The organism is Bradyrhizobium sp. Rc3b, from assembly GCF_900114915.1.
Classification (GTDB): domain Bacteria; phylum Pseudomonadota; class Alphaproteobacteria; order Rhizobiales; family Xanthobacteraceae; genus Bradyrhizobium.
Window position 1 is genome coordinate 114,997 of record NZ_FOUS01000002.1, and the last position, 20,075, is coordinate 135,071.

Below are 20,075 nucleotides of genomic sequence, written 5' to 3' on the forward strand. Positions count from 1 at the left end.
GGCTCGCTTCACAAAATATAACAAAAATTACGTCTTGCCGACTAGCTGTAATACGTATAACAGATCTCCTTAGGGAGAGCTGCGACAACAGCCGCAACAGCGTGGGGGTATATGGTTATGCGTCGGTTTATCCCGATTTTGGCGTCACTTCTGATCGTGGTCCAATTTTCGTCGGGGGAAGCGTTAGCGAGGAGCAAGCGCATCTTGGTCTTTGGCGACTCCAATACGTGGGGCTCCACGGCTCGCGTCGCCGGTCGGCAGGTTACGCGGCTCCCGGACGATCAACGTTGGGCAGGCGTGCTTGCCAGCTCTCTCTCCGAGAGCGCCGTTGTCTTGGTGGATGGCCTGAGCGGCCGTACGGTAGACGTAGATCGTAAACAAGGGATCGGGGCCGTCACGGTCGGGTCGGATTTCAATGGGGCCAAGGCGTTGCGGGCGGCGATCGCACGTGAAATGCCGCTGGACCTTGTGGTTCTCATGCTCGGAACAAACGATCTTGCGCCGGCCTTTGACAAGACACCAACGGCGATAGCTCAGAGTGCGATGGGTCTGGCTTCCATAGTCCGCTCAAGCGAGGGGGGGACTGCAACATCTTATCCTGCGCCCCAGGTACTTGTCGTTGTGCCGCCCCTTCTCGGTAATCTCACCAGCCCACCAATGAACGAACTATTTGCTGGGGCGCCGGCGAAAGCGGCTCTGCTTTCAAATGCCTTCTTGGAGGCGTCGCGCATCGACCGGGTACCTGTTTTCGATGCTTCGACGGTCGTCAAAACCGAAGGCGATGACGGGGTTCACCTTACAGTCGACAACCACCGAACACTCGGAAAGGCGTTGGCTCCCGTCGTCGATACGATGCTGCGCGACGTGCGCTAGTTCGCGCCGCAGCCGATCACTTCAACCGTCCGCCGACGGCGCAAGGCAGGAAAGAAACGAAGCTAAGTCGAGTTTTGTTTGCAGGCCGTTGTTATAAAAAAACGTGCTTCGTCATAAGCGGAATGTATGTAACACGCCCTCCAGCCAGCGCGCGCCTTACGGCTACTGATGACTAGAGGTAACGACTTCAATTTGGATTGTAACAGCTGCGGCGAAGCCGCTGCTTTCGGAGGCGCACTGTCATGAATTCATTTATAATGAAAGTCGTACGCTCGGTCTCGGCGATCACGCTGACGTTGAGCGTAGCCTTCGTTATCGCGCCCTCTGGTGCGGTCGCGCAGCAGAATTCCGATACGATCAAGATTGGCGGTACGCTCTCATTGACCGGCCCGCTCGCTCCGACAGCCGCCATGCACAAGATTGCGGGCGAGGTTTATGTCAAGCAGCTCAATGAAGGCGATGGCCTGCACGGCCGCAAGGTCGAGTGGATCCTTCTGGACGATCAATCCAAGCCGGAGCTCGCGCGAACCCTGTATGAGCGCCTGATCACCAAGGACAAGGTCGACTTCATATCGAGTCCATACAGCGCCAATATCGCCCTGGCGGTGATGCCGGTCGCCGAGCGCTACGGAAAAGCGCTCATCACCAGCACGTTCAGCATGCCGAAACTGTCGCGATATGCGCGACACTTCACGGCATGGTCGGTCGGGCCGACGCCCGAAGTGTCGATACCAACCCTGGTGCTCGATACGCTCGCTGGAGCAGGGAAAATACCGAAAACGATGGCTATCGTGACGGGCAAGACTCCCGCTGCGGATTTCATCGCTGCTGGTGCCCGGGAAGTGGCGAAACAGCGTGGCGTCGACGTCAATCTGTATCTCGAATACGAATTTGGCACCCGTGACTTTGGCCCGATCGCCGCACGTGTTCGCCAGGCTGATCCAGATCTGCTTTTCGTCGGGGCCCTAGGACTAGAGGGCAACATGCTGCTCGAGGCGCTCGAAAAGTTGAATTACGCACCTCGCAATCACTTCTACCTCTACCCCTCGCCTGGTCCGCTGGCTGCCTCGAAGCTCGGCGCAAATGCGCTGGCGACCGCGCTCTTCGAAGACTTGCCTCCGATGAATCAGTCAAAGGCTGCATCGGACTTTATCTCCGCGTATCGCTCCGCGGCGGCGCAAGCGAATCTTCCCTACCAGGAAGCTGACACCCAGCCGGCCGCCATGTATTCGACGTTACAGACGTTGACCGCCGCGGTCAGGGAAACGAAGTCGCTCGATGATAGCAAGATTGCCGACTGGTTGAAGGTCAATTCTGTCGAAACTCTCATCGGGAAGCTCCGGTTCGACGGGCCGGGCAATTTCGGGGCTGACCTCACGAAGATCAAGCAGGTGCAAAACGGGAAATGGGTCGTCGTGGCGCCGAAGGGATTTGCCACTCCGGGTGCAACGGTCATCGCGAAATAGTGCGTTTTGGTCGATAAAGGACGCTTTCGGTGAGCATGATGAATAGCATCGCTGTGATTGGTGCGACTGGCATGACCGGAAGTGCCACTGTTCGTGAGCTGTCACGTAAAGGCTTCGATCCCCTCTGCGTCGTACGTGATAGGGATCGGGCAAGAAGCATCCTTGGGGAACGCGCGCGGGTAGCGATTGCAGACATTGACAGTCGTGCAGATCTGGCGACGGCGTTGCGGGGTGTCGATCGCCTTATGTTTGTGACCGGGCGAAGCCGAACCCTTCGCGAGCAGCAGGTCAATATCTTGGAGGCGGCCAGGGAAGCCGGTGTTGACTTTGCGCTCAAGGTTTCGGGAGCTCGCGGCATTGTCGGGCGAGACAGCGTCGTGATGTTGGGCCGAGATCACTACCACGTCGAACAGATGCTCCAGAGCGTCGTTCCATCGTGGTGCATCTTGAGGCCGGGCCTCTTCATGCAAAACACCTTGGAGCAAGGGCGGTCTGTCACAGAGCAGAGCAACCTTGTCATCCCGTGTGACGGTGACCTGAAACTGTCGTTCATCGATGTCCGCGACACCGCGGCCGTGGCCGCCGAAATTCTGGTGAATCCGGACCGGTACCGCCGGAGACTCATTGAGCTCACCGGAAGGCAGACAACGTACAACGACTTTGCTGGAATATTCTCAAAGGTTCTCGGGAGGCCGATCTTCGTTTCTACAATATCGCCTGAAGGCGTCGGCGAGCGAATGTCGTCCTTGGGATCGCCGCCGTGGTTGATCGAGCATTCGATAGCAATTGCTCGCACCATTGCAAACGGTGGTTTCACTCCCGAACAGTGTGAGCCAATCAGAGAAGTGTTGGGCCGTGAGCCAATCTCAACGCTTGAATTCGTCCAAGATCATAAAGAGGCGTTTCAGTAACTTTCTTCGGCAGAGTTGAGCGTGAATTCCTTCTCTTGCCCAAGCATGCGGCTTAAACAAAGGAGAACGTGTCCAGATGTTGGTATTCAGAAATCCAAAGACGATCGCAGCGCCGGTCGGCGCGTACAGTCACAGCGTTGAAGTCCCGCCAAATGCGCGGTGGCTCTACATCGCCGGGACAGTGGGAAACAGGTTGGATGGATCTGTCCCTTCAAGCTTCGAGGATCAGCACGAGCAGGTGTGGCTCAACACGGTGAAGATTCTTGAAGACGCCGGCATGACGACGAACGATATCGTGCATTTGAACGTCTATGCCACGGATCCAAGCGGCTTGAAGTTCCTGCGCCCGCACCGGGAGAAGTACATTACCAGCGGAAAACTTCCGGGATCGACCTGGGTAGTTGTTTCACAACTCGCCAACCCAAGTTGGCTGGTCGAAATGGAAACTGTCGCCGCAAAGGTGTGATGGCCTCTCGTTTCAAGAAACGGCAGGCCGACGACGAAATATTCCATCGGCCTGTCTGTTCTGTTCCGTGGCGCGTCTTACCCGCCGATATCGCTGTTCGAGAGCCGCAGACTTCAGTTCCGCAACGTGTGAGAAATTGATATGAACGCCAACCTTCTCGCTCAATCCGCGCTATCCGGGCTGTTCTCGGGCGGCCTGTATGCCTTGCTGGGGCTAGGGCTTTCGCTCTCATGGCGGTTTTTACGGATCATCAATCTGTCTCACTTCGCGATGATCTTCCTTGCTGCATATTTGACGTACCAATGCACCGCGATCTGGAAAATCAATCCATATCTCGTGCCGCTGTTCCTGATCCCGTTGTTCTTTGTGGTGGCCGCTTTGCAGCAGCTTGCCATCATCCGGTTTGGAATCGATGAATTTGGGTCCATTGTCGCCACCTTCGGCGTCACTATCGTTGTGGAAGCGCTGCTTCAACTAATTTGGTCAGCTGACTTCCTGAGACTCGAGACGGATCACCTCAAGGGATCGATGGTGCTCGGCAGTCTCCTCGTTCCATGGGCAGATGCGTTCATGTTCATGTGCGCAGTCACAACATGCGTTGGGGCCTGGGGGCTGTTAAGATTCACGTATATCGGGAAAGCGTTGCGCGCAAATGTCGAAAATCCGGCCATCGCCTCGATCTTCGGAGTTCAGAGCCGTAGGTTGTCACTGTTGGTGGCCGGTAGCGCCGGCGGATTGGCCGCGTTCGGAGGAGTTTTCATCGCTCTGTTGTTCGCGCTCACGCCAAGTCAAATGTATTCGTGGTTCGGGGTGATATTCGCGACTGTGATTATGGGTGGATTAGGCAGCCCCCTGGGCGTCCTGGTGGCCGGATTGCTAGTAGGAGTTTCCGAGTCATTTGCCATGGCTCTCGTTGCGCCCTCGTGGGCACCCATAGTGCCTTTCACGCTGATGGTATCGCTTCTCACCCTGCGGCCCGGGCGGATTTAGCATGGTAAAGAACCTGACACTCGCCGGCATGCCTCGCATGGCGCGTACACGAGCCAGTTACATATTTGGGGTTGGTCTGTTTGCCGCATTAGCGGTCTTCGGCTCACTACCGTTTTTTCAACCGCCTGCATTCGTTGAATCGTTCCTATACCTGATATTTTTCTGGATTGCGCTCGCTACGTCTTGGACGATCTTGAGCGGGTTTTCCGGGTACGTTTCGTTCGGTCATGGGACGTTTTACGGCATTGGCATTTACTCAGTTGCCAGGCTATCCGAACACATGCCGCTGACTGCGGCAATCTTGCTCGCCGGTATTCTATCCGCCGTCGTGGCTATTGTTATCGGCGCAATCGTATTCCGAATACAGCACCTTCGAGGAGAGCTGTTTGCTCTTCTGACGCTTGCCTCCACATTCATCTTGTCGACGATCGTACTGAATACGCCAATTGATGGTGGTCCAGGCGTGTCCTTGTTAGTGAGTGTTCCGTCGCTCTTCGGCAGCCAAATGTCGACGCTCTATCTAATGGGGATGAGCGTTGCTCTGCTATCAGTTGCGGTAGCATATTCGGTCCAGTATTCATCATTAGGCCGGGGATTGTTCGCCGTCGCCGATGATGAGAGCGTGGCAGAGGCGCAGGGCATCCCGACGTTTGCCTACAAGCTCGCAGCGTTTGCGATCTCGGCGTTTCTAGCGGGGGTTGCAGGCGGCATTCACGCGTTATTCATAAGCTACGTAACGGTCGGGGAGACCTTCTCGATCACGGTTCCGCTCTATGTGCTTCTCATGAGTGTGCTCGGTGGCACGAGGCATTGGGCCGGTCCTTGCATTGGAGCGACGCTCATCGCCTCGGCGACGTATCTGTTCGTGAGCGGCGACTATGCTCTAGTCACGAAAATTGCGATCGGGGCAACGCTGGTTGTCGCGACACTGGTCATGCCCGGTGGCATCATGGGCGTTGTTTCGCGCTTTCGTCGCATTAACGTCGACCAGACGACTGCAGTTGCGGGTGAGGGCAAGCCAATAAGCCAGCCTCCCGGCGTTGGGCCTGCCGGAGCGTCGCCGGAATCGGTTCTGCTGAAGTGCGAAGGTATCTCGCTGGCGTTTTCGGGCTTGCGCGCGTTAAGTCAGGTCAGCTTTGAAGTACGGGAGAATGAAATTCTCGGCCTGGTCGGTCCAAACGGCTCAGGCAAGTCGACCTTGATCAATGTCATAAGCGGCTTCTATCGGCCGGATGAAGGCCACGTCTTCCTTGAAGGCCGCGACGTTGCCTATATCGGAGGTCATCGTGTCGCGCGGGCGGGTATCGCCCGCACATATCAGATTCCGCGGCCATTCGCCCGGTTGAGCGTTCGTGAGAATGTCGAGTTGGCGGCGATGTTCGGCGCAGCCGCCAGCAATCCGCAGCGAGCAGCTGATGAAGCTGACTACTGGTTGGCATTCGTTGGTCTTGCCGATCGGGCCGACGCGCTTCCGTCCGAGATCAATCTTCATCAACGCAAGTTCCTCGAGCTGGCGCGGGCTTTGGCCACTCAGCCACGTCTCATTATGCTCGACGAAGTGCTTGCTGGATTGACGCCTCCCGAGGTTTCAAAGGCGATCGACATGGTTCGCCGGATCAGGGACACGGGAACATCCATCATTTTTGTCGAACACAACATGCGGGCTGTCATGGAACTGTCCGACCGTTTGATCGTGATCAATCAAGGCAAGAAAATCGCGGATGGCCCGCCGCGGCAGGTCATGAACCAAGACGATGTCGTCTCAGCTTATCTCGGGGTTCCCCATGTTGCGGCTTGAAGGTGTCGAGATCGCCTATGGCGATGCGCCCGCGCTCTTCGATGTTTCAGTTCATGTCGACCGCGGGGAACTGGTCGCAATTGTCGGCCCGAACGGTGCCGGCAAGACAACGCTTGTGAATGCTATCGCGCGGCTGCTCCCGTTCCGCAAGGGGTCGATGCATTTCCAAGGCACCGACGTCACGAAAATCAGCCCGCAAGCCATGGGCGCCCACGGAATAGCGGTCATCCCGGAAGGGCGACGATTGTTCACTCAAATGACTGTCGAGGAAAATCTCGACATGGGCTGTTACCGCCGAAATAGTCGAGCTTTCAGAGACCAAAGCCTGGCGGAAGTCTATGCGTTGTTTCCGATTCTGCGCGAGCGGCGTCATCAAATCTCGGGGACCATGTCTGGCGGGCAGCAGCAGATGGTGGCTATTGCGCGGGCTCTGATGTCGCGGCCCGAGGTGTTGCTCATCGACGAGCCCTCGCTAGGCTTGGCGCCCATCATGGTCTCGCAGGTGTTTGAAATCATCCAGAAGATACACCGGGGCGGAATGTCGATTCTGCTCATCGAGCAGAATGTCAACAAATCCCTGGATGTGGCGGAGCGCGCGTACGTGCTTGATTGCGGGCGGTTGATCGCCGAAGGCGCGCCCTCGGAATTGAGATCCCGACCGGAAATCGCCGGCGCGTATCTCGGGCATGCCTCTCCTTGAACGGGTTCGCGAACGTGCCGCTCTGAGATTTGCGGCGTCGGCCGGTGCTTTATGAGGAGGGTCCGTCATCACGAACCATCTGCGTTCCGACTTATTCGTCACCTGAGCATTTCAAATCGCTCAAGCAAGTATGCGGGCCTGTGTCATGACTTACGATTTCAACGATCCCATTCGGCTGCTCGGCTTGATATGCGGATTGGCTTACATTCCGCACAGCGTCGCAAAATTCACCGCTCGTGAAGGTGTCTTCGGATTCTTTCAGGCTGCCGGTTTTCGTCCCGTTGCAGTATTTGTCTATTTCTCGCTTTTGGTCGAGATAATCGTGACGGTTTGCATGATCCTCGGTGTGTTCATGAGTTACGCTGGAGCCTTGTCTACCGTCTTCATGCTGACGGCCGCGCTCGCCGTCATCAAGGTCTCTCATGGCAAGTGGATGTGGAATCTGGGCGGTTGCGAGTACCATGTCTTTTGGGCGCTCTGTTCCGCGATCGTTATGCTCCATGCGCGCTAGATCGTGTCCTGGATTGCTTAGCGCTGCCCGAAATTTCGATTGCACGAAGAGTTCATAGGAAGCCGGGCTGAAACAGCGTCAGTCCCCACGGCCCGCTAGCTATTCCTGTGCTCCTCGCTGGAATGGCGTCAGCTTTGGCAAGTTTTCGCTCTCATTGAGTTGGTAAGCCGTGAGATCAGACAAACGCTTCCTTGCAGGAGCGCCCAGTGAACGGGCGACCTCAGAAATGACCAGCTCTGCCAGGGCAAATGCTCCCACCATTGAATCGAACGGGTTCAACCCTTCTGTGCTGCAAGTTAGCAGCGAAGTCGCATGTTGAGCTAGCGGTGACAGATATTGATCGGTGAAGACCACTATGTGCGCCTTACGCTTCGCTGCTTCAACACCCCATCCGACGACGGTTTCTTGATAGTGACGAAAGTCGAGCAAGACAGCCGTACTCTTCGGTCCCATATCGATTATGCCAGCGCTTCTGCTAAACCCTTCCCAACTGACAACCGTCACGTCCTTGCGCAACAGCGAAAGAAAGGTCCCAAGATGGGTCGCCAATACTGAGCTGACCCTTCCACCCATGATGTAAACGGGCCGGTCCGGATTGGACAAGGCCGATACCGCAGATTGCAATTCGTTCTCGTCCAAGCGAGAGAATGTGGACCGAATGCATTCGTAATACGCGGCCTGTGCCTTACTCGTCGGTGACTCCAGCTTGCCGCCCCGAGTTCGTGCCGGGTAGAGGTCGACCGGCGAGAAGATCCGCTTTTGTATTTCATCCCTGAGAGCGGCGTGAAATTCGGCGTAACCATCGAATCCCAGCTTTGCAACCAGCCGTAGCACTGTCGGCCCGCTCACTTTGGCGTCCGAAGCCAGTTGAGCGATCGGGACCAGTCCGCCGGTCGGGTAGTTCTTGATGATTCCGTTAGCAACGGCGAGTTCGGACGGCGAGAGATGGTTTCGAACGACGCGAATCCGCTCGGCGACGGTGCCACGGCTGGGGATGGGTATGTTCACTTTGGCGAGTTTCCTGGCGAGAAGCACACGCCTACCGGTAACACGCTCTCCAGCCCGAAAAAAGCGGGCTAACCCCTAAGATAGTCAGCGCATTCAGGTTGCCAGGGGGGCCGCATCAAAGCCGCCGTCTTGCTTGCCGTCGAAACCGAGCGGTCGCCAGCCCGGTCGCCGCCGCTCAGCCCTGGCGGCGGAGGAAACCGGTAATCGTGACCTTCTCCCATATCCCGGCGATCGCAAAGGGATCGGCTCGGTTGAAGGCCTCAACCGCGGCCCGGTCAGGCGCCTCGATCAGGAACAGACTAGGTCGAAAGGCGGAGCGCCCCTGACCGAGGCAATGGCAGCGAGCTTCAGGCTGTGCCGGCGTTCCTTGGCCGGCCACACCTCGCACAAGGCGCATAGACGACCTGCTCAAGCTCAGCGAATTTCCTTGTCGCCGCGCCCGCAAGGACACGCTCTCTCGGATGGGCAACGCGGCTCCCTCGACCGACACCGTTCTGAGTTCGCTCGCGGCTGATCATGCAATCTTGGGGCAATGTACGCGATCCAATTATCTGGTGATCAGCCCGGGCGCCCGCCCGGCCGGCTCACGAGGTCATGGTCAGCCCCGGATGCCTCCGTGCCACTGGGCGGGCGAGCCGCTTCCGTGGGCGTCCCCGTCGACGCCCGCTGCCAGCTCGCCAATGCTCATGTTTCAATAGGGGTATCCCGGCGCGGTCTGCACGGGCCAGATCGACGCTCGTGGCCCCTTGCAGACAAGCGGCCAGTCTGAAAGATTTCCATCCGACTCAGTAGTTGATTGGGGGCGGACATGACAGAAGCGACTATCCTGGCGTTCGCAGTCGTCGCCTTCATTGGTATAGCGACGCCAGGACCGACGGTCCTATTGGCGCTATCGAACGGATCGAGGTTCGGAGTTCGACGAGCAATTCCCGGAATGTGCGGGGCGGTGCTGTCAGACTTTGTCCTTATTGGAGCAGCCGCTCTCGGCCTGGGGGCACTCCTGGCTGCGTCAGAGTTCTGGTTCAACGTCGTGAAGTGGATCGGTGTTGGCTATCTCGCGTTCCTCGGCCTTGTGCTGTTGAGGTCTAGTGGTTCGGCAGCGGTTGCGTTGGATCGGACATCGCATTCAGCAGATGTTGCGGCGGCCGATATCTTAGCTCGCAGCTTCTTTGTCGCTGCAACGAATCCAAAGGGCTATCTATTCTTCTCGGCGTTCCTCCCGCAATTCATTGACTTGGCCAGGCCACAATTCGTCCAATACGTGACGCTGGCAATCGTGTTCGCGACGATCGACTTCGTCGTCATGTTCGCCTACGCCAGCTTCGGCTCTCGAGTAGCGAAATTCCTGCGCTCCACTGCATCGATCTGGCTGGATCGCCTTTGCGGCGGAGTATTTCTCGCCCTCGCTGGAGCCATGGCGGTCTATCGACGCGCCACGAACTGAGATGGTGTCTCTTTCTGGCCCACTCTTACAACTCGCTAGACGCCGGAGCGCAAGATTCTCGCTGGCCGCGACCTGCTCGCCATCCCGGACGCCGAAATGCGGGACGTCCGGGGGCGGCGGATGGCGATGGTCTTCCAGGATCCGATGTCCGCCATGAACCCGTCCATGACCGTCGGCGCGCAGGTGGCAGAACCGCTCGAGCGGCACCTCGGGCTTAAACGCCGCGAAGCGTGGGCGCGGGCCGCGGCGCTGTGCAGCGAGACGCAAATTCCCGACGTTCCCCATCGGCTCTCGCAATTCCCTCACCAATTCTCGGGCGGCATGCGGCAGCGCGCCATGATAGCGACGGCACCGTCCTGTCGGCCTCGTCTTTTGATTGCCGACGAGCCGACAACGGCGCTCGATGTCACAGTTCAGGCCCAGATCCTGCAGCTGCTGAAGCGGCTCGTGCGAAAAACGCAGTGTGCCATGATGCTGATCACGCACGAACTTAGCCTGGTGGCGCAGTATGCCGACCGCGTCGGCGTGATGTATGCCGGCCGCATCGTCGAAAGCGGGCCGGTGGTGTCAACTATTCAAGGCTCCGGCGCATCCTTACACGCGAGGCCTGCTGGCCAGCATACCGCGTCTGGACCGCAACGTTTCTGAACGCCTGAACGCCATCAAGGGGCAGCCGCCGACGCCCGGCCTCCTGCCGCACGGCTGCGTTTTCAATCCGCGTTGCGATTTTGCAATCCCACGTTGCCGGCTGGAGCGTCCGGAGCTGGCGGACGTCGGCAGCGAACAACGGAGAGCGTGTTTTGTCGAACTCCCCCAATTCGCCTGAAGTTCTTCGCGTCGAGGGATTGCGCGTTCATTATTCTCTCGCCGGCCTCGGGTCCGGAAAGAGAGGAATTGTTCGCGCCGTCAACGGGGTGTCGTTCACGATCGGTGCCGGCGAGACGCTCGGACTCGTGGGCGAGAGCGGCAGTGGAAAATCGACCGTGGGCCAGGCCATCCTCCGATTGATACCGATGGTCGAAGGACGCGTCGTCTTCGAGGGCAGCGATATTACGCATCGCTCCTTCCGGCAGATGAAGCCACTGCGCCGGCGGATGCAGATCATCTATCAGGATCCGTTCGGCTCTCTGAGCCCGCGGCTGCGCGTGAATGATATCGTCGGCGAACCGCTTGCCATTCACGGGCTTTGCAAGGGGCAGTCCGAGCGCAAAAAGCGTGTTGATGAGCTGCTTGACCTCGTCGGACTGACCCCCGCAATTGGCGCGAGACTTCCGCACGAATTTTCCGGAGGATAGCGGCAGCGGATCAGCATCGCGCGGGCTCTGGCGCTCTCTCCCCGGTTGCTGGTTTGCGACGAGCCCGTGTCTGCGCTTGACGTTTCGATCCAGGCGCAGATCGCGAACCTCTTCGTGGATCTCAAGCGGCAGATGGGCCTGTCATATCTTTTCATCGCTCATGATCTTGCGATCGTCCGTCAAGTCTGTGACCGCGGCGCCGTGATGTATCTCGGACGGATTGTAGAGCTTGCCCCGCGCGATCAGCTCTACAGCCGGCCGCTTCATCCCTACACGCGCGCCTTGCTGAAAGCCGTTCCGATCGCCAACGTTGATGAACGGCGCGACGACGGCTCCGAACTGCTGACTGGCGAGCCACCAAGCGTTCTGAAACCGCCATCCGGCTGCGCCTTTCGTACGCGATGTCCGTCGGCAATGGACGTTTGTTCGAAGTTGATCCCGCCCCTTCGACCCGTGGGACAAGGCATGGTTGCTAGTCATCTGGATCTAGATTCAGACAAAGAGCCCTAAGCAAAGATCACCTCGCAGCTGCAGCAGTTCACGGATCACCCAGGGGTCGAAATGCAATCGAGCGGTTCATATGGAAGAGGTTGGATGCAACGCGAAATCGAATGCCGCTCACCTCATCGACCGGGGATCAACGTCTCGATCCGATAGAGACTGTTCTTCGCGGTCATATAGAGAAACGTTCGGCCGTCACGAGTGGCAAGCGCGACGTTAGACACCGCGGGTTCGTCAGGCACGGGAATGTATGCGATCTCCTCGCCGCTCGCTGCGTAGACACGCACGCCGCGACGACTCGCCGCTGATACCGCAGCGTAGACATTTCCCCGTGCATCGACGGTAATGCCATCAGGGCCGATCTCACTGCCGTAGTCAGCAAGAACGCGTTGATTGCTGGCCGTCCCGTCCGCGGCCAAGTCATATGCCAATAGTCGCATGTTGCCGTTCCGCTGCGGGACCTTGTCGATGCGAAAGTCGGACACTAAAGAATCGAGCTCGGCAACGTACAGGGTCTTTTGATTGGGCGAAATCACAATACCATTCGGCCTGGCAACATCGGCAAGGATGAGATGGACGGAGCCGTCCGTGTCGAGGCGGTAGACTCCCTGGATCGGCTGCTCGACCGGTTCATGACCAAAATAGCGGGGATCCGTAAAGTAGATACGACCCTGATCGTCGATATCGAGGTCGTTCGGTGCATTGAAAGGGCGTCCTTTATAGAGCGCCGCGATTATCGTTGTTCGGCCGGTCTTGCTGTCCGTGCGAACGATAGAACGGCCTCCAAAATCGGCGCCTTGCGCGACGATCATTCGTCCTTCGCGATCAAATTTGATCCCAGCGGCCATGCCACTTGGTGAACGGAAGATGGAGGTCTTGTTAGTGGCAGGATCGAAGACCCAAATATTCCCGGCATCCATCCCGGTCGCGAACGTCATGGTTATGTCGCAGAAATAAATCCTACGGTCGGGGCCGACCGCAGGACCTTCAGTCCAGAACCCTCCGTCGAATAGTTTTTCCAGCCTGGCGCCTGACGCCACGATCGGACCGGGGACCTGGATCGGCGCCGCCGTTTGGCCGGCAGCCGTCGTGATTCCGATCATAGTTGCTATGGTCGCGGCGGCAATGAAGCGCCAAGCGCTCCGTGATTTCTCCAAACTCGTTGGCGATGTCATCCGTTTCTCCATGACTCGATCGGCGAGGACGGTTAAGCCGACTTTGACCTTAAGGCCCAAAGCTCTGCGAGAGATGCTCATTCAGGAAGGATTACACGGGGGTCGACAAGACACGCAATTTCGCGGCTCAAATCGAAGACGTCAGATGCATCGTCACGAATTCTCCTCGTGTAACCCGACGCATTGAAGGCCGCATTCGCTGCCTCCGATGAATCAAACCAGAATTCCGAGGCACCATCGAAATCCTCATGGGCAGGGACCACTCCGCCCGCCAAATATCGCGTGGCGTCTGGAATTGTGTGATCCTGGCGATAGCCACGAAGTCCCCGTGTGAAGTCTTCCTGAGCCAGCACGATGTCCCTGTGCGCCGTGCGCCAGCGATTGCTGAAATCCTGCGGCGACAGCCCGGCACGCCGGCGGTGAAAGATGAACACTTTCACGGCGCCAGCCCCTGGAAGGACCACGTGCTCGAGTGTCTTGAGAACGACAACGCGGCCCCGATCTAGGAAAGCCTCCTCATCGGGGATCACGCGCTCCCGAAATACCGGCATCTCGGGAAAGGACGGGCCACCCTCGGTGCCGGGACGAACGTAGACCTGCGCCACCCCGTCATAGGGGAACGGCAATTCGCCCAGGAGACCCGAACCAATTAGATGGTTCTGCACGTAACCGCTGCGCAACCGAGGCCATTCCGGGATCGACTTGAGGACCGCTGCGTGGACCTCGAACCAATGCTTGCCGAATTGCTCCTGGCTGATCATCGGATTACGTTTCAGCAGATACAATGGCCTCTGCCGCAGTTCGGATGATGTCATCGTTTTTCTCCTGGTGAAGCGGATATCGGAAGCGCGTCAACCGGCGTCAGTGCGAGATGTCGGCCTGGCGTGTTTCTGGGGACAGGACGACGCAAAGCATCGAGACGAGGCAGAACACTGCCAGGAAGGCACCAACTCCGATGGCGCTCGTTCCCCCGGTAGAGGCGAAGATCCACGTCACGATCAGCGGGGTTAGGCCAGCGCCGAGGGTCGAGCCAAGCTGATAGCCGATGGAGGCGCCAGTGTAGCGGGTCTTGGTGCTAAACTTCTCACTCAGGAAGGCGCCCATGGGTCCATAGAGCAGGCCTGCTGCGAACGAACCCAAGAGCCAGAAGGCGAGGACAGTCAGGATCGGGTCACCCGTCGACACCAGGAGGAAGTTGGGGCCAATCAGCATAATCGAAAGCAAAAAGCCCGTGATTAACACTGGCCTGCGTCCATACTTGTCGCTGAGATGAGCGCAGACCGGGAACCACACGAGGTTGACACCGTTTGCGAACGCGAGCGCGAACAGCGCGATGCTCGAGTCCAATCCCAGATTCCGGATATAGGTCTGTGTGAAGGTTGCCCCAACGATGAAGACGGCAAGCGGTCCTGCTGCCGTGACGACAGCGAGAATAACGGCCTTCCACTCAAAGCGCAGCAGATGGGCGAGGGGAAATCGGCTCATTTCACCTTCGCGCTTCAAAGCCTCGAGGAAAAGCGGTGACTCGCTGATCCGGTTTCTGATGTAAACGCCGATGACCAGCAATAGAGCGCTGAAGAGGAAAGGCACGCGCCATCCCCATTGCAGAAACTGGTCCTCGGGTAGCAGTCTGACCAGTCCGAAGGCGAGCGCGGAGAGCAGCGTCCCCGTCGGCGCGCCGATGTGGATGAGCGATGCGAAAAAGCCCCGTCTCTTCTGATCGCCGTGTTCGATGGCCATCATCAATGCCCCACCGTACTCGCCGCCCACCGCGAGGCCTTGGATGATGCGCATGAGCAGCAATAGCGCAGGAGCCACCCAGCCAATAGTCTGGGGCGTTGGCAGAAGACCCACCAATGTCGAAGCGATGCCCATCATCCACATTGTGATGACGAGCATGCTCTTACGCCCGAGTCGGTCGCCGAAGTGGCCAAAGATGATGCCGCCCAAGGGTCGAGCCAAATACCCAGCGGCAAACGTCGCGTAGGCAGCAACCGTGCTCATCAGCGGCGAGAGGTTGCCAAAGAAGACCGGCCCGAACACGAGCGCGGAAGCAGTGCTGTACAAAAGGAAGTCGTAGAACTCAATTGCACATCCGAGGTAGCCGGAGATGATGACGCGCCTCACCTCGCGGCGATCCGAATTTTCATGGCGTGTGTCGTCCGAGACTGCCGCCACGGCAGCCGTCCCGGCGATAGAGTAGGTATTCGCTTCCTGAAGCATCATGGACGTTCCCTCGTCGTTGTTCTGCTTTCGCTTGGACGGCAGGTCGATATTCTTTGCTACTGTCCGCACGTAAGTACCCAGCTTGGATATAGACCGCTGTGATGCAGGAATGGACACGGCAGCAGCTTGCGGCGCCCGTTGGCGAACAGGGCCGGGAATCGCTGGAAATCAACAGTTCTCGAGGCTCTTGCGGGCCTCAGGCTTTCACCTGATGTCCGGTCAAGACAAATCGACCGGGCCATTGATCTTCGATCTCGGAAATGCGCCGCATGATGCGCCAGCGGCCATCAGGATCTCGCCTCAGCGTATCCAGATATCGCCCCATCCCCCAGATGAACGACGGTTCGCCGTCGCGCGGATCGAAGCGGAACATGTAGCTCACGACATCTGCGGTGTCGCCGTGCAATTCGATCAGGCTGTTGAGGACGAGGTGCTTATGAAAAATTTCTGGAGCGTGCGAATGGCGGCTGGCGAAATCACTGGTGCCAGCAACGCCTTCCCATCGGTTGACCGAGCCATCCGGTCGCCTCGTCTCGCGCACCGCGTCAGCCGTGAAGCAATCCATCAACCGGTCGAAGTCACCGTAGTCGAGGGCGTGACCGTACTGCTTCAGGGTGTCGAGTATCGCGTTTCGATCCTCCAAAGCCTGGACACGCGTCTTGAGCGTCGCAAGATCGTCTTGAGACATTTCCCCACTCCAAGTTTATTGTTGCGACACGGACCCTTAGCAATAGCTCTTGGTCCGTCGTTCGAGAGCACAGCAGCCCACCGCAGGAGACGCAACAATGGAATTGTCCGTTTTGGACTTTTCAGCGAGGCACGATGGACAAGAGACCTCGGGCCGATCCGCATCGTCGAACGTCTCGCGCCAAACGCCGGGACGCCCTTCGATCGGTCAGTTCTGGGACGCCTTTCTGGTTGGTGAGATGTTAGGGGAGGGGCGACGACGAAGCCGTCCTCCCGAGGTTAGCTATACGACCGCGATGCGATATCTCGTTTGATGGTTCGCGAATGGAAGTCATCGAGCCAAGTCCGCCAACATCGCGTCGGACCGGACACGGCGATCATGATCGCTTGACGTTGGTCAGATGCCGCTCCCGCTTGAGGATCGCGGTGATGCGGTGCTGCGCATCGCTCAGAGCCGCTGGGTCGGATTTGCGACCAGTCAGTGCGTCATGCACCTCCTCACCAATGATCGTTTCGACGGCGATGTAGCCCGGCACGGCGGGACGTTGCCAAGCCTGAAGCTGCCCGCGCCGAGCCATCTGATCAATGGCGCGCACGATCGGGGAGCCCGCGGTCGTGTCGGGATTGGCGGCCATGCTGAAGCGTGGCAGGACAGGGAAGCCATTGTCGATCTGGCTCTGGATCGATTCGCGTGAGGTCATCCTGCCAATCGCGGCCGCGGCGGCCTCGACGCGGTCGGGCGGCAGATTGGCCGGGATCGCCAGCAAGAAGCCGCCGAGCGGCGTGACATTGCCGCCGCGTGGCCCCGCGGGCTGAGGCAGGTAGCGCACGCGGCGCTTGACTCGCGAGCGCACGTCCGCCTCGAAGCGCACCGCGCGCATGGACCAAGCATAGGCCATCGCCGCACGACCGGTCAGGAACAGCTCGACAGAAGGATCCCAACTGAGATCCAACACGTTCGGCGGCGAAATGGTGCAAAGCCGGTGCATATAGTCGAGCGCCGCGCGCGCTGCGTCACTCTGCAGGGACGGCATCAGTTCAGCGGCGCTCCAGTCGATCGCCCGGTGTGAGGCGGGACCACGTGGCCCCTCCAGCACGGCGCCGCCACAGCAGCCGACCAGGGACATGAAGCTGGACGCGATCGGCATGCCGCGGACGCCGTTCCAGGTGATGCCGAAACGGCCTTCAGCGGGCGCGTGCAGCTTCCGCCCCGCCGCGATCACCTCGTCGAAATTCCGGGGGAAATTGAGCGATTTCTCGGCGAACAGATCGGTGCGTGCGGCGAACAGCTCGATCGAAGAGACGATCGGCACACCGTACTGGCGGCTGGCCCATCGCCCGGTGGCCCAGACTGACGGATCGAAATCCAGCGAATCGATGCCGACATTCAACAGATGCGCATCCAGGCATTGCACCCGTCCGCTCTCGGCGAAGGAGCCGAGCCAGGGTGCATTCAGGGTGATGACGTCGTATTCGGAGACCGGACTCTGTGCATTGGCCACGGCGCACTCATACATGTCGTCCAGCTTCAGCAGATCGAAGTCGCGGCGAGATGCCAGGTTGTTGCGCCAATCGGCCCAGAGGTCGCGCATCGCAGCGAAGAAGGCATCGTCCTGCAGCAGGAAGCGTAGAGTCCGGCCGCTGTCGATCGTACGCCGCATGATGCTAGGGGGCGGCGCGAGAAAGGTGTCGATGCGGTTGACGCCAAAGCTGAAATCCTCGTCGCTCTCGGCGCTCGACCGCACGCCGACGGTTTGCGCCAAAACGGATTTGATGTGCCGGGCATAGCCGGTGAAGGCGGCCATCATCGGCTCGCCGGGATGCAGTGTGAAGCTCTTGCCCGTGCGCGTGCGTGGCAGCCGAATGATCCAGCCGCTCGCGATCAGCTCATTGATCCGGCGCAGCGCCGTCGCGTGAGGCACGCTGGAGACCTGGGCCAGTGCGGAGACTGTCAGGATTTCGCCGCGCAGCTGTGCGGTCACCAGGCTGGTGGCGATGGCCCAGGTCGGATCCTGCTGCGCCACAGGGAATAGCTCGTCGAACGGCTCGTGCAGCCGGTCGAGGAAACCGATGACTCTCAGCAGTTCTCCTTCGTTCATGCCGGAGAATATCCATACTGAACATATTTCTATCCAGTATGGACTAATTCTTGTTTGCCGCAAGCCGGTGCGAAGTGGACTGTGGTCTTTCCGGGAAGAGGGAGGACAGTTCATGGCGGATCGGGGGGAGCTGGCGGCTCGCGGGTATCCGGCATGATCGCGGACTATGTCATCGTTGGCGGCGGCAGTGCCGGTGCGGTGCTGGCATCGCGCTTGTCCGAGAACTCGGCGAACCGCGTGGTCCTGCTTGAGGCAGGGGCCGATACGCCGCCGGATGCCACGCCCGCTGATATCGACGACACCTTCCCGAGTTCGAGCCTCAACCCCGAATATTTCTGGCCGGAGTTGCAGGCGCGTCGACGGGAGGGCGGACGGCTCCATCCCTATCCGCAGGCACGGATCATGGGTGGCGGATCCAGCATCATGGGTATGTGGGCCTTACGCGGCATGCCGTCGGACTATCGACGCTGGTCCGAGGCCGGTGCTGAGGGGTGGGACTGGCCGGACGTCGTGCCCTATTTCCATCGGGCCGAGGCGCATGCCGATGAGCCATCGTCGGGCGGTCCCTATCCGATCCGTATCCCGCCGCGCGCGGAATGGCCGGGCTTTGTGCGTGCCATCGAGGCGGCGATGCAGACCCGTGGTTTTGGGCATATCGAGGACATCAACGAGACGCCCGGCTGCGGCTTCTTCGCGATGCCCAATGCCGCAACGGCACATAAGCGTTCCTCGACCGCGTCCCGCTACTTGACCGCTGCCGTGCGCGCTCGATCAAACCTGACCATTCTTGCGGGCGCCACGGTGCGGGCACTGCGAATCGAAAATGGTCGCGCCACGGGCGTCAGTGTCGAGCGGGCAGGCGGGAGCCGCGAACTTGCGGCCGGCGAGGTCATCCTGAGTGCCGGCGCCATCCATTCGCCGGCGTTGCTCATGCGAGCCGGCATCGGTAACGCCGAGTCGCTGCGCGACGTCGGCATCGAGCCGCGCCTGCACCGCCCCGGCGTCGGGCAGAATCTGCAGAACCATCCCTATCTGCATATCGCGATGACGCTGCCGGCACGCGCGCGGCTACCGGCGGCGTTGCGCCGCTTTGCGCTGGCCGGCGTGCGGCATTCATCCGGCTTGGCGGATTGCCCGGCGGGTGATCTGGTGCTGACAGCGATTGGCCGCGTAAGCTCCCACAGTTTCGGTGTCGATCTCGCCATGTTCAGCGCTGCGCTGTATGCGCCGTATTCGCAGGGCACAGTGGTCCTGACCAATGCCGCGCCGGAAGCGCCTCCGGCCATTGATTTCCGCTTCCTGGACGATCCGCGCGATGCGCCGCGGATTCTGCAGGCCGCTCGTTTCGCTGAAAGCCTGCTCGCCGATCCTCTCTTCGGGCGGCACTACCATGACGCCTTTCTGCTGCCGCCGGTGATGTCGCTCGATCAATTCGGCAAGACCGGGCTTGCCGGTGCGTTGACCGCGCTGGGCGCTTCCTTGGTGCTGAACGCGCCGCCGCCCATTTCACGTCTCATATTGTCGCGCCGGTTGGCGCCGGGCTTCTGGATCGCCAACCGCCGGCACCAGCGGGTGCTGAACGACGACGAAATCTTGAGCGCTATTGCGCCGATGGGGCACGTCTCTGGCACATGCCGCATGGGGCGGGCCGAGGATGCAAATGCGGTCGTCGATGCGCATTGCCGCGTTATCGGGCTCGGGGGCTTGCGTGTCGTCGACGCCTCGGTCATGCCTTGCGTGCCTAGCGCCAACACCAACTTGCCGACGATCATGGTCGCGGAGAAGGCCGCCGACCTCATCCGACGCGACTGTGTCCGCTAGACCGGCTGATAGATGTTCGACCAGTGATAGCCTGCGATCGGTTTCGCGATGCAGGTATTCCTGAGCATTCGTCTGACCTCGTCCATCTCTCATGCGTCGCGACA

18 protein-coding genes and 2 pseudogenes are annotated in these 20,075 nt (G+C 59.3%); 13 read left to right on the forward strand and 7 right to left on the reverse strand.

From position 1 onward, the window contains the following. Positions 1-117 precede the first annotated feature (117 nt). The 8 genes from BM190_RS03990 (at position 118) to BM190_RS04025 (ending at position 7,715) form a co-directional block, all read left to right on the forward strand. Positions 118-873, forward strand: a complete 756-nt coding sequence (locus BM190_RS03990) for a GDSL-type esterase/lipase family protein (protein WP_177236897.1) — start codon at positions 118-120, stop codon at positions 871-873. A gap of 242 nt (positions 874-1,115) precedes the next feature. After that, complete coding sequence (locus BM190_RS03995; RefSeq protein ID WP_092252148.1) at positions 1,116-2,339, forward strand: amino acid ABC transporter substrate-binding protein; 1,224 nt, start codon at positions 1,116-1,118, stop codon at positions 2,337-2,339. Between the two features lie 35 nt (positions 2,340-2,374). Continuing rightward, positions 2,375-3,250 (forward strand): NmrA family NAD(P)-binding protein, encoded by an 876-nt coding sequence (locus BM190_RS04000; protein ID WP_092252150.1) that lies wholly within the window; start codon positions 2,375-2,377, stop codon positions 3,248-3,250. A 76-nt stretch (positions 3,251-3,326) separates the two neighbouring features. Beyond that, positions 3,327-3,716 carry a RidA family protein gene (locus BM190_RS04005; protein WP_092252152.1) on the forward strand — a complete coding sequence of 130 codons (390 nt, stop codon included), beginning with the start codon at positions 3,327-3,329 and terminating at the stop codon, positions 3,714-3,716. 141 nt (positions 3,717-3,857) lie between these two features. Continuing rightward, positions 3,858-4,706 (forward strand): branched-chain amino acid ABC transporter permease, encoded by an 849-nt coding sequence (locus BM190_RS04010; RefSeq protein WP_092252154.1) that lies wholly within the window; start codon positions 3,858-3,860, stop codon positions 4,704-4,706. A gap of 1 nt (position 4,707) precedes the next feature. Beyond that, entirely contained in the window at positions 4,708-6,504 is a 1,797-nt protein-coding gene (locus BM190_RS04015; protein WP_210189084.1) for a branched-chain amino acid ABC transporter ATP-binding protein/permease, read from the forward strand. Further along, on the forward strand, positions 6,491-7,204 hold the full coding sequence (locus BM190_RS04020) for an ABC transporter ATP-binding protein (RefSeq protein WP_092252156.1): 714 nt from the start codon (positions 6,491-6,493) through the stop codon (positions 7,202-7,204). The genes BM190_RS04015 and BM190_RS04020 overlap by 14 nt, the downstream gene beginning before the upstream one ends. Positions 7,205-7,349: 145 nt before the next feature. Continuing rightward, a complete protein-coding gene (locus BM190_RS04025) occupies positions 7,350-7,715 on the forward strand; it encodes a DoxX family protein (RefSeq protein ID WP_177236898.1) in 366 nt (121 codons plus the stop codon). Between the two features lie 99 nt (positions 7,716-7,814). Here the strand turns inward: BM190_RS04025 and BM190_RS04030 are convergent, their stop codons facing one another. Together BM190_RS04030 and BM190_RS04035 are read right to left on the reverse strand one after the other, a co-directional pair. Continuing rightward, positions 7,815-8,723 carry a MurR/RpiR family transcriptional regulator gene (locus BM190_RS04030; protein ID WP_092253009.1) on the reverse strand — a complete coding sequence of 303 codons (909 nt, stop codon included), beginning with the start codon at positions 8,721-8,723 and terminating at the stop codon, positions 7,815-7,817. 175 nt (positions 8,724-8,898) lie between these two features. Next, a pseudogene (locus tag BM190_RS04035) lies at positions 8,899-9,024 on the reverse strand (YciI family protein); the annotation flags it as partial. A 507-nt stretch (positions 9,025-9,531) separates the two neighbouring features. Here BM190_RS04035 and BM190_RS04040 point away from each other — a divergent pair. The 4 genes and pseudogenes from BM190_RS04040 to BM190_RS41840 all read left to right on the forward strand — a co-directional run bounded on the left by BM190_RS04040 (position 9,532) and on the right by BM190_RS41840 (position 11,972). Beyond that, on the forward strand, positions 9,532-10,167 hold the full coding sequence (locus BM190_RS04040; RefSeq protein WP_092252160.1) for a LysE family translocator: 636 nt from the start codon (positions 9,532-9,534) through the stop codon (positions 10,165-10,167). 96 nt (positions 10,168-10,263) lie between these two features. After that, complete coding sequence (locus tag BM190_RS04045) at positions 10,264-10,815, forward strand: ATP-binding cassette domain-containing protein (protein ID WP_092252162.1); 552 nt, start codon at positions 10,264-10,266, stop codon at positions 10,813-10,815. Continuing rightward, positions 10,700-10,993, forward strand: a complete 294-nt coding sequence (locus BM190_RS41835; RefSeq protein WP_092252164.1) for an oligopeptide/dipeptide ABC transporter ATP-binding protein — start codon at positions 10,700-10,702, stop codon at positions 10,991-10,993. The genes BM190_RS04045 and BM190_RS41835 overlap by 116 nt, the downstream gene beginning before the upstream one ends. After that, positions 10,968-11,972: pseudogene (locus tag BM190_RS41840) on the forward strand (ABC transporter ATP-binding protein). The gene BM190_RS41835 and the pseudogene BM190_RS41840 overlap by 26 nt, the downstream one beginning before the upstream one ends. Positions 11,973-12,085: 113 nt before the next feature. On the opposite strand, the gene BM190_RS04060 reads toward BM190_RS41840, so the two are convergent. The 5 genes from BM190_RS04060 to BM190_RS04080 all read right to left on the reverse strand — a co-directional run bounded on the left by BM190_RS04060 (position 12,086) and on the right by BM190_RS04080 (position 18,150). Beyond that, the gene (locus BM190_RS04060) at positions 12,086-13,138 is read right to left on the reverse strand and encodes an SMP-30/gluconolactonase/LRE family protein (protein WP_177236900.1); all 1,053 of its coding nucleotides are present in this window, start codon (positions 13,136-13,138) and stop codon (positions 12,086-12,088) included. Positions 13,139-13,215: 77 nt separating this feature from the next. Then, positions 13,216-13,953, reverse strand: a complete 738-nt coding sequence (locus tag BM190_RS04065; RefSeq protein ID WP_092252168.1) for an EthD domain-containing protein — start codon at positions 13,951-13,953, stop codon at positions 13,216-13,218. A gap of 46 nt (positions 13,954-13,999) precedes the next feature. Next, entirely contained in the window at positions 14,000-15,364 is a 1,365-nt protein-coding gene (locus tag BM190_RS04070; RefSeq protein WP_092252170.1) for an MFS transporter, read from the reverse strand. A 196-nt stretch (positions 15,365-15,560) separates the two neighbouring features. Then, positions 15,561-16,052 (reverse strand): nuclear transport factor 2 family protein, encoded by a 492-nt coding sequence (locus BM190_RS04075; RefSeq protein ID WP_092252172.1) that lies wholly within the window; start codon positions 16,050-16,052, stop codon positions 15,561-15,563. A gap of 376 nt (positions 16,053-16,428) precedes the next feature. Beyond that, positions 16,429-18,150 carry an extracellular solute-binding protein gene (locus BM190_RS04080; protein ID WP_177236901.1) on the reverse strand — a complete coding sequence of 574 codons (1,722 nt, stop codon included), beginning with the start codon at positions 18,148-18,150 and terminating at the stop codon, positions 16,429-16,431. A gap of 153 nt (positions 18,151-18,303) precedes the next feature. Between BM190_RS04080 and BM190_RS04085 the strand changes: the two genes are divergently transcribed. After that, positions 18,304-19,971 carry a GMC family oxidoreductase gene (locus tag BM190_RS04085; RefSeq protein WP_092252176.1) on the forward strand — a complete coding sequence of 556 codons (1,668 nt, stop codon included), beginning with the start codon at positions 18,304-18,306 and terminating at the stop codon, positions 19,969-19,971. Positions 19,972-20,075: the final 104 nt, after the last annotated feature.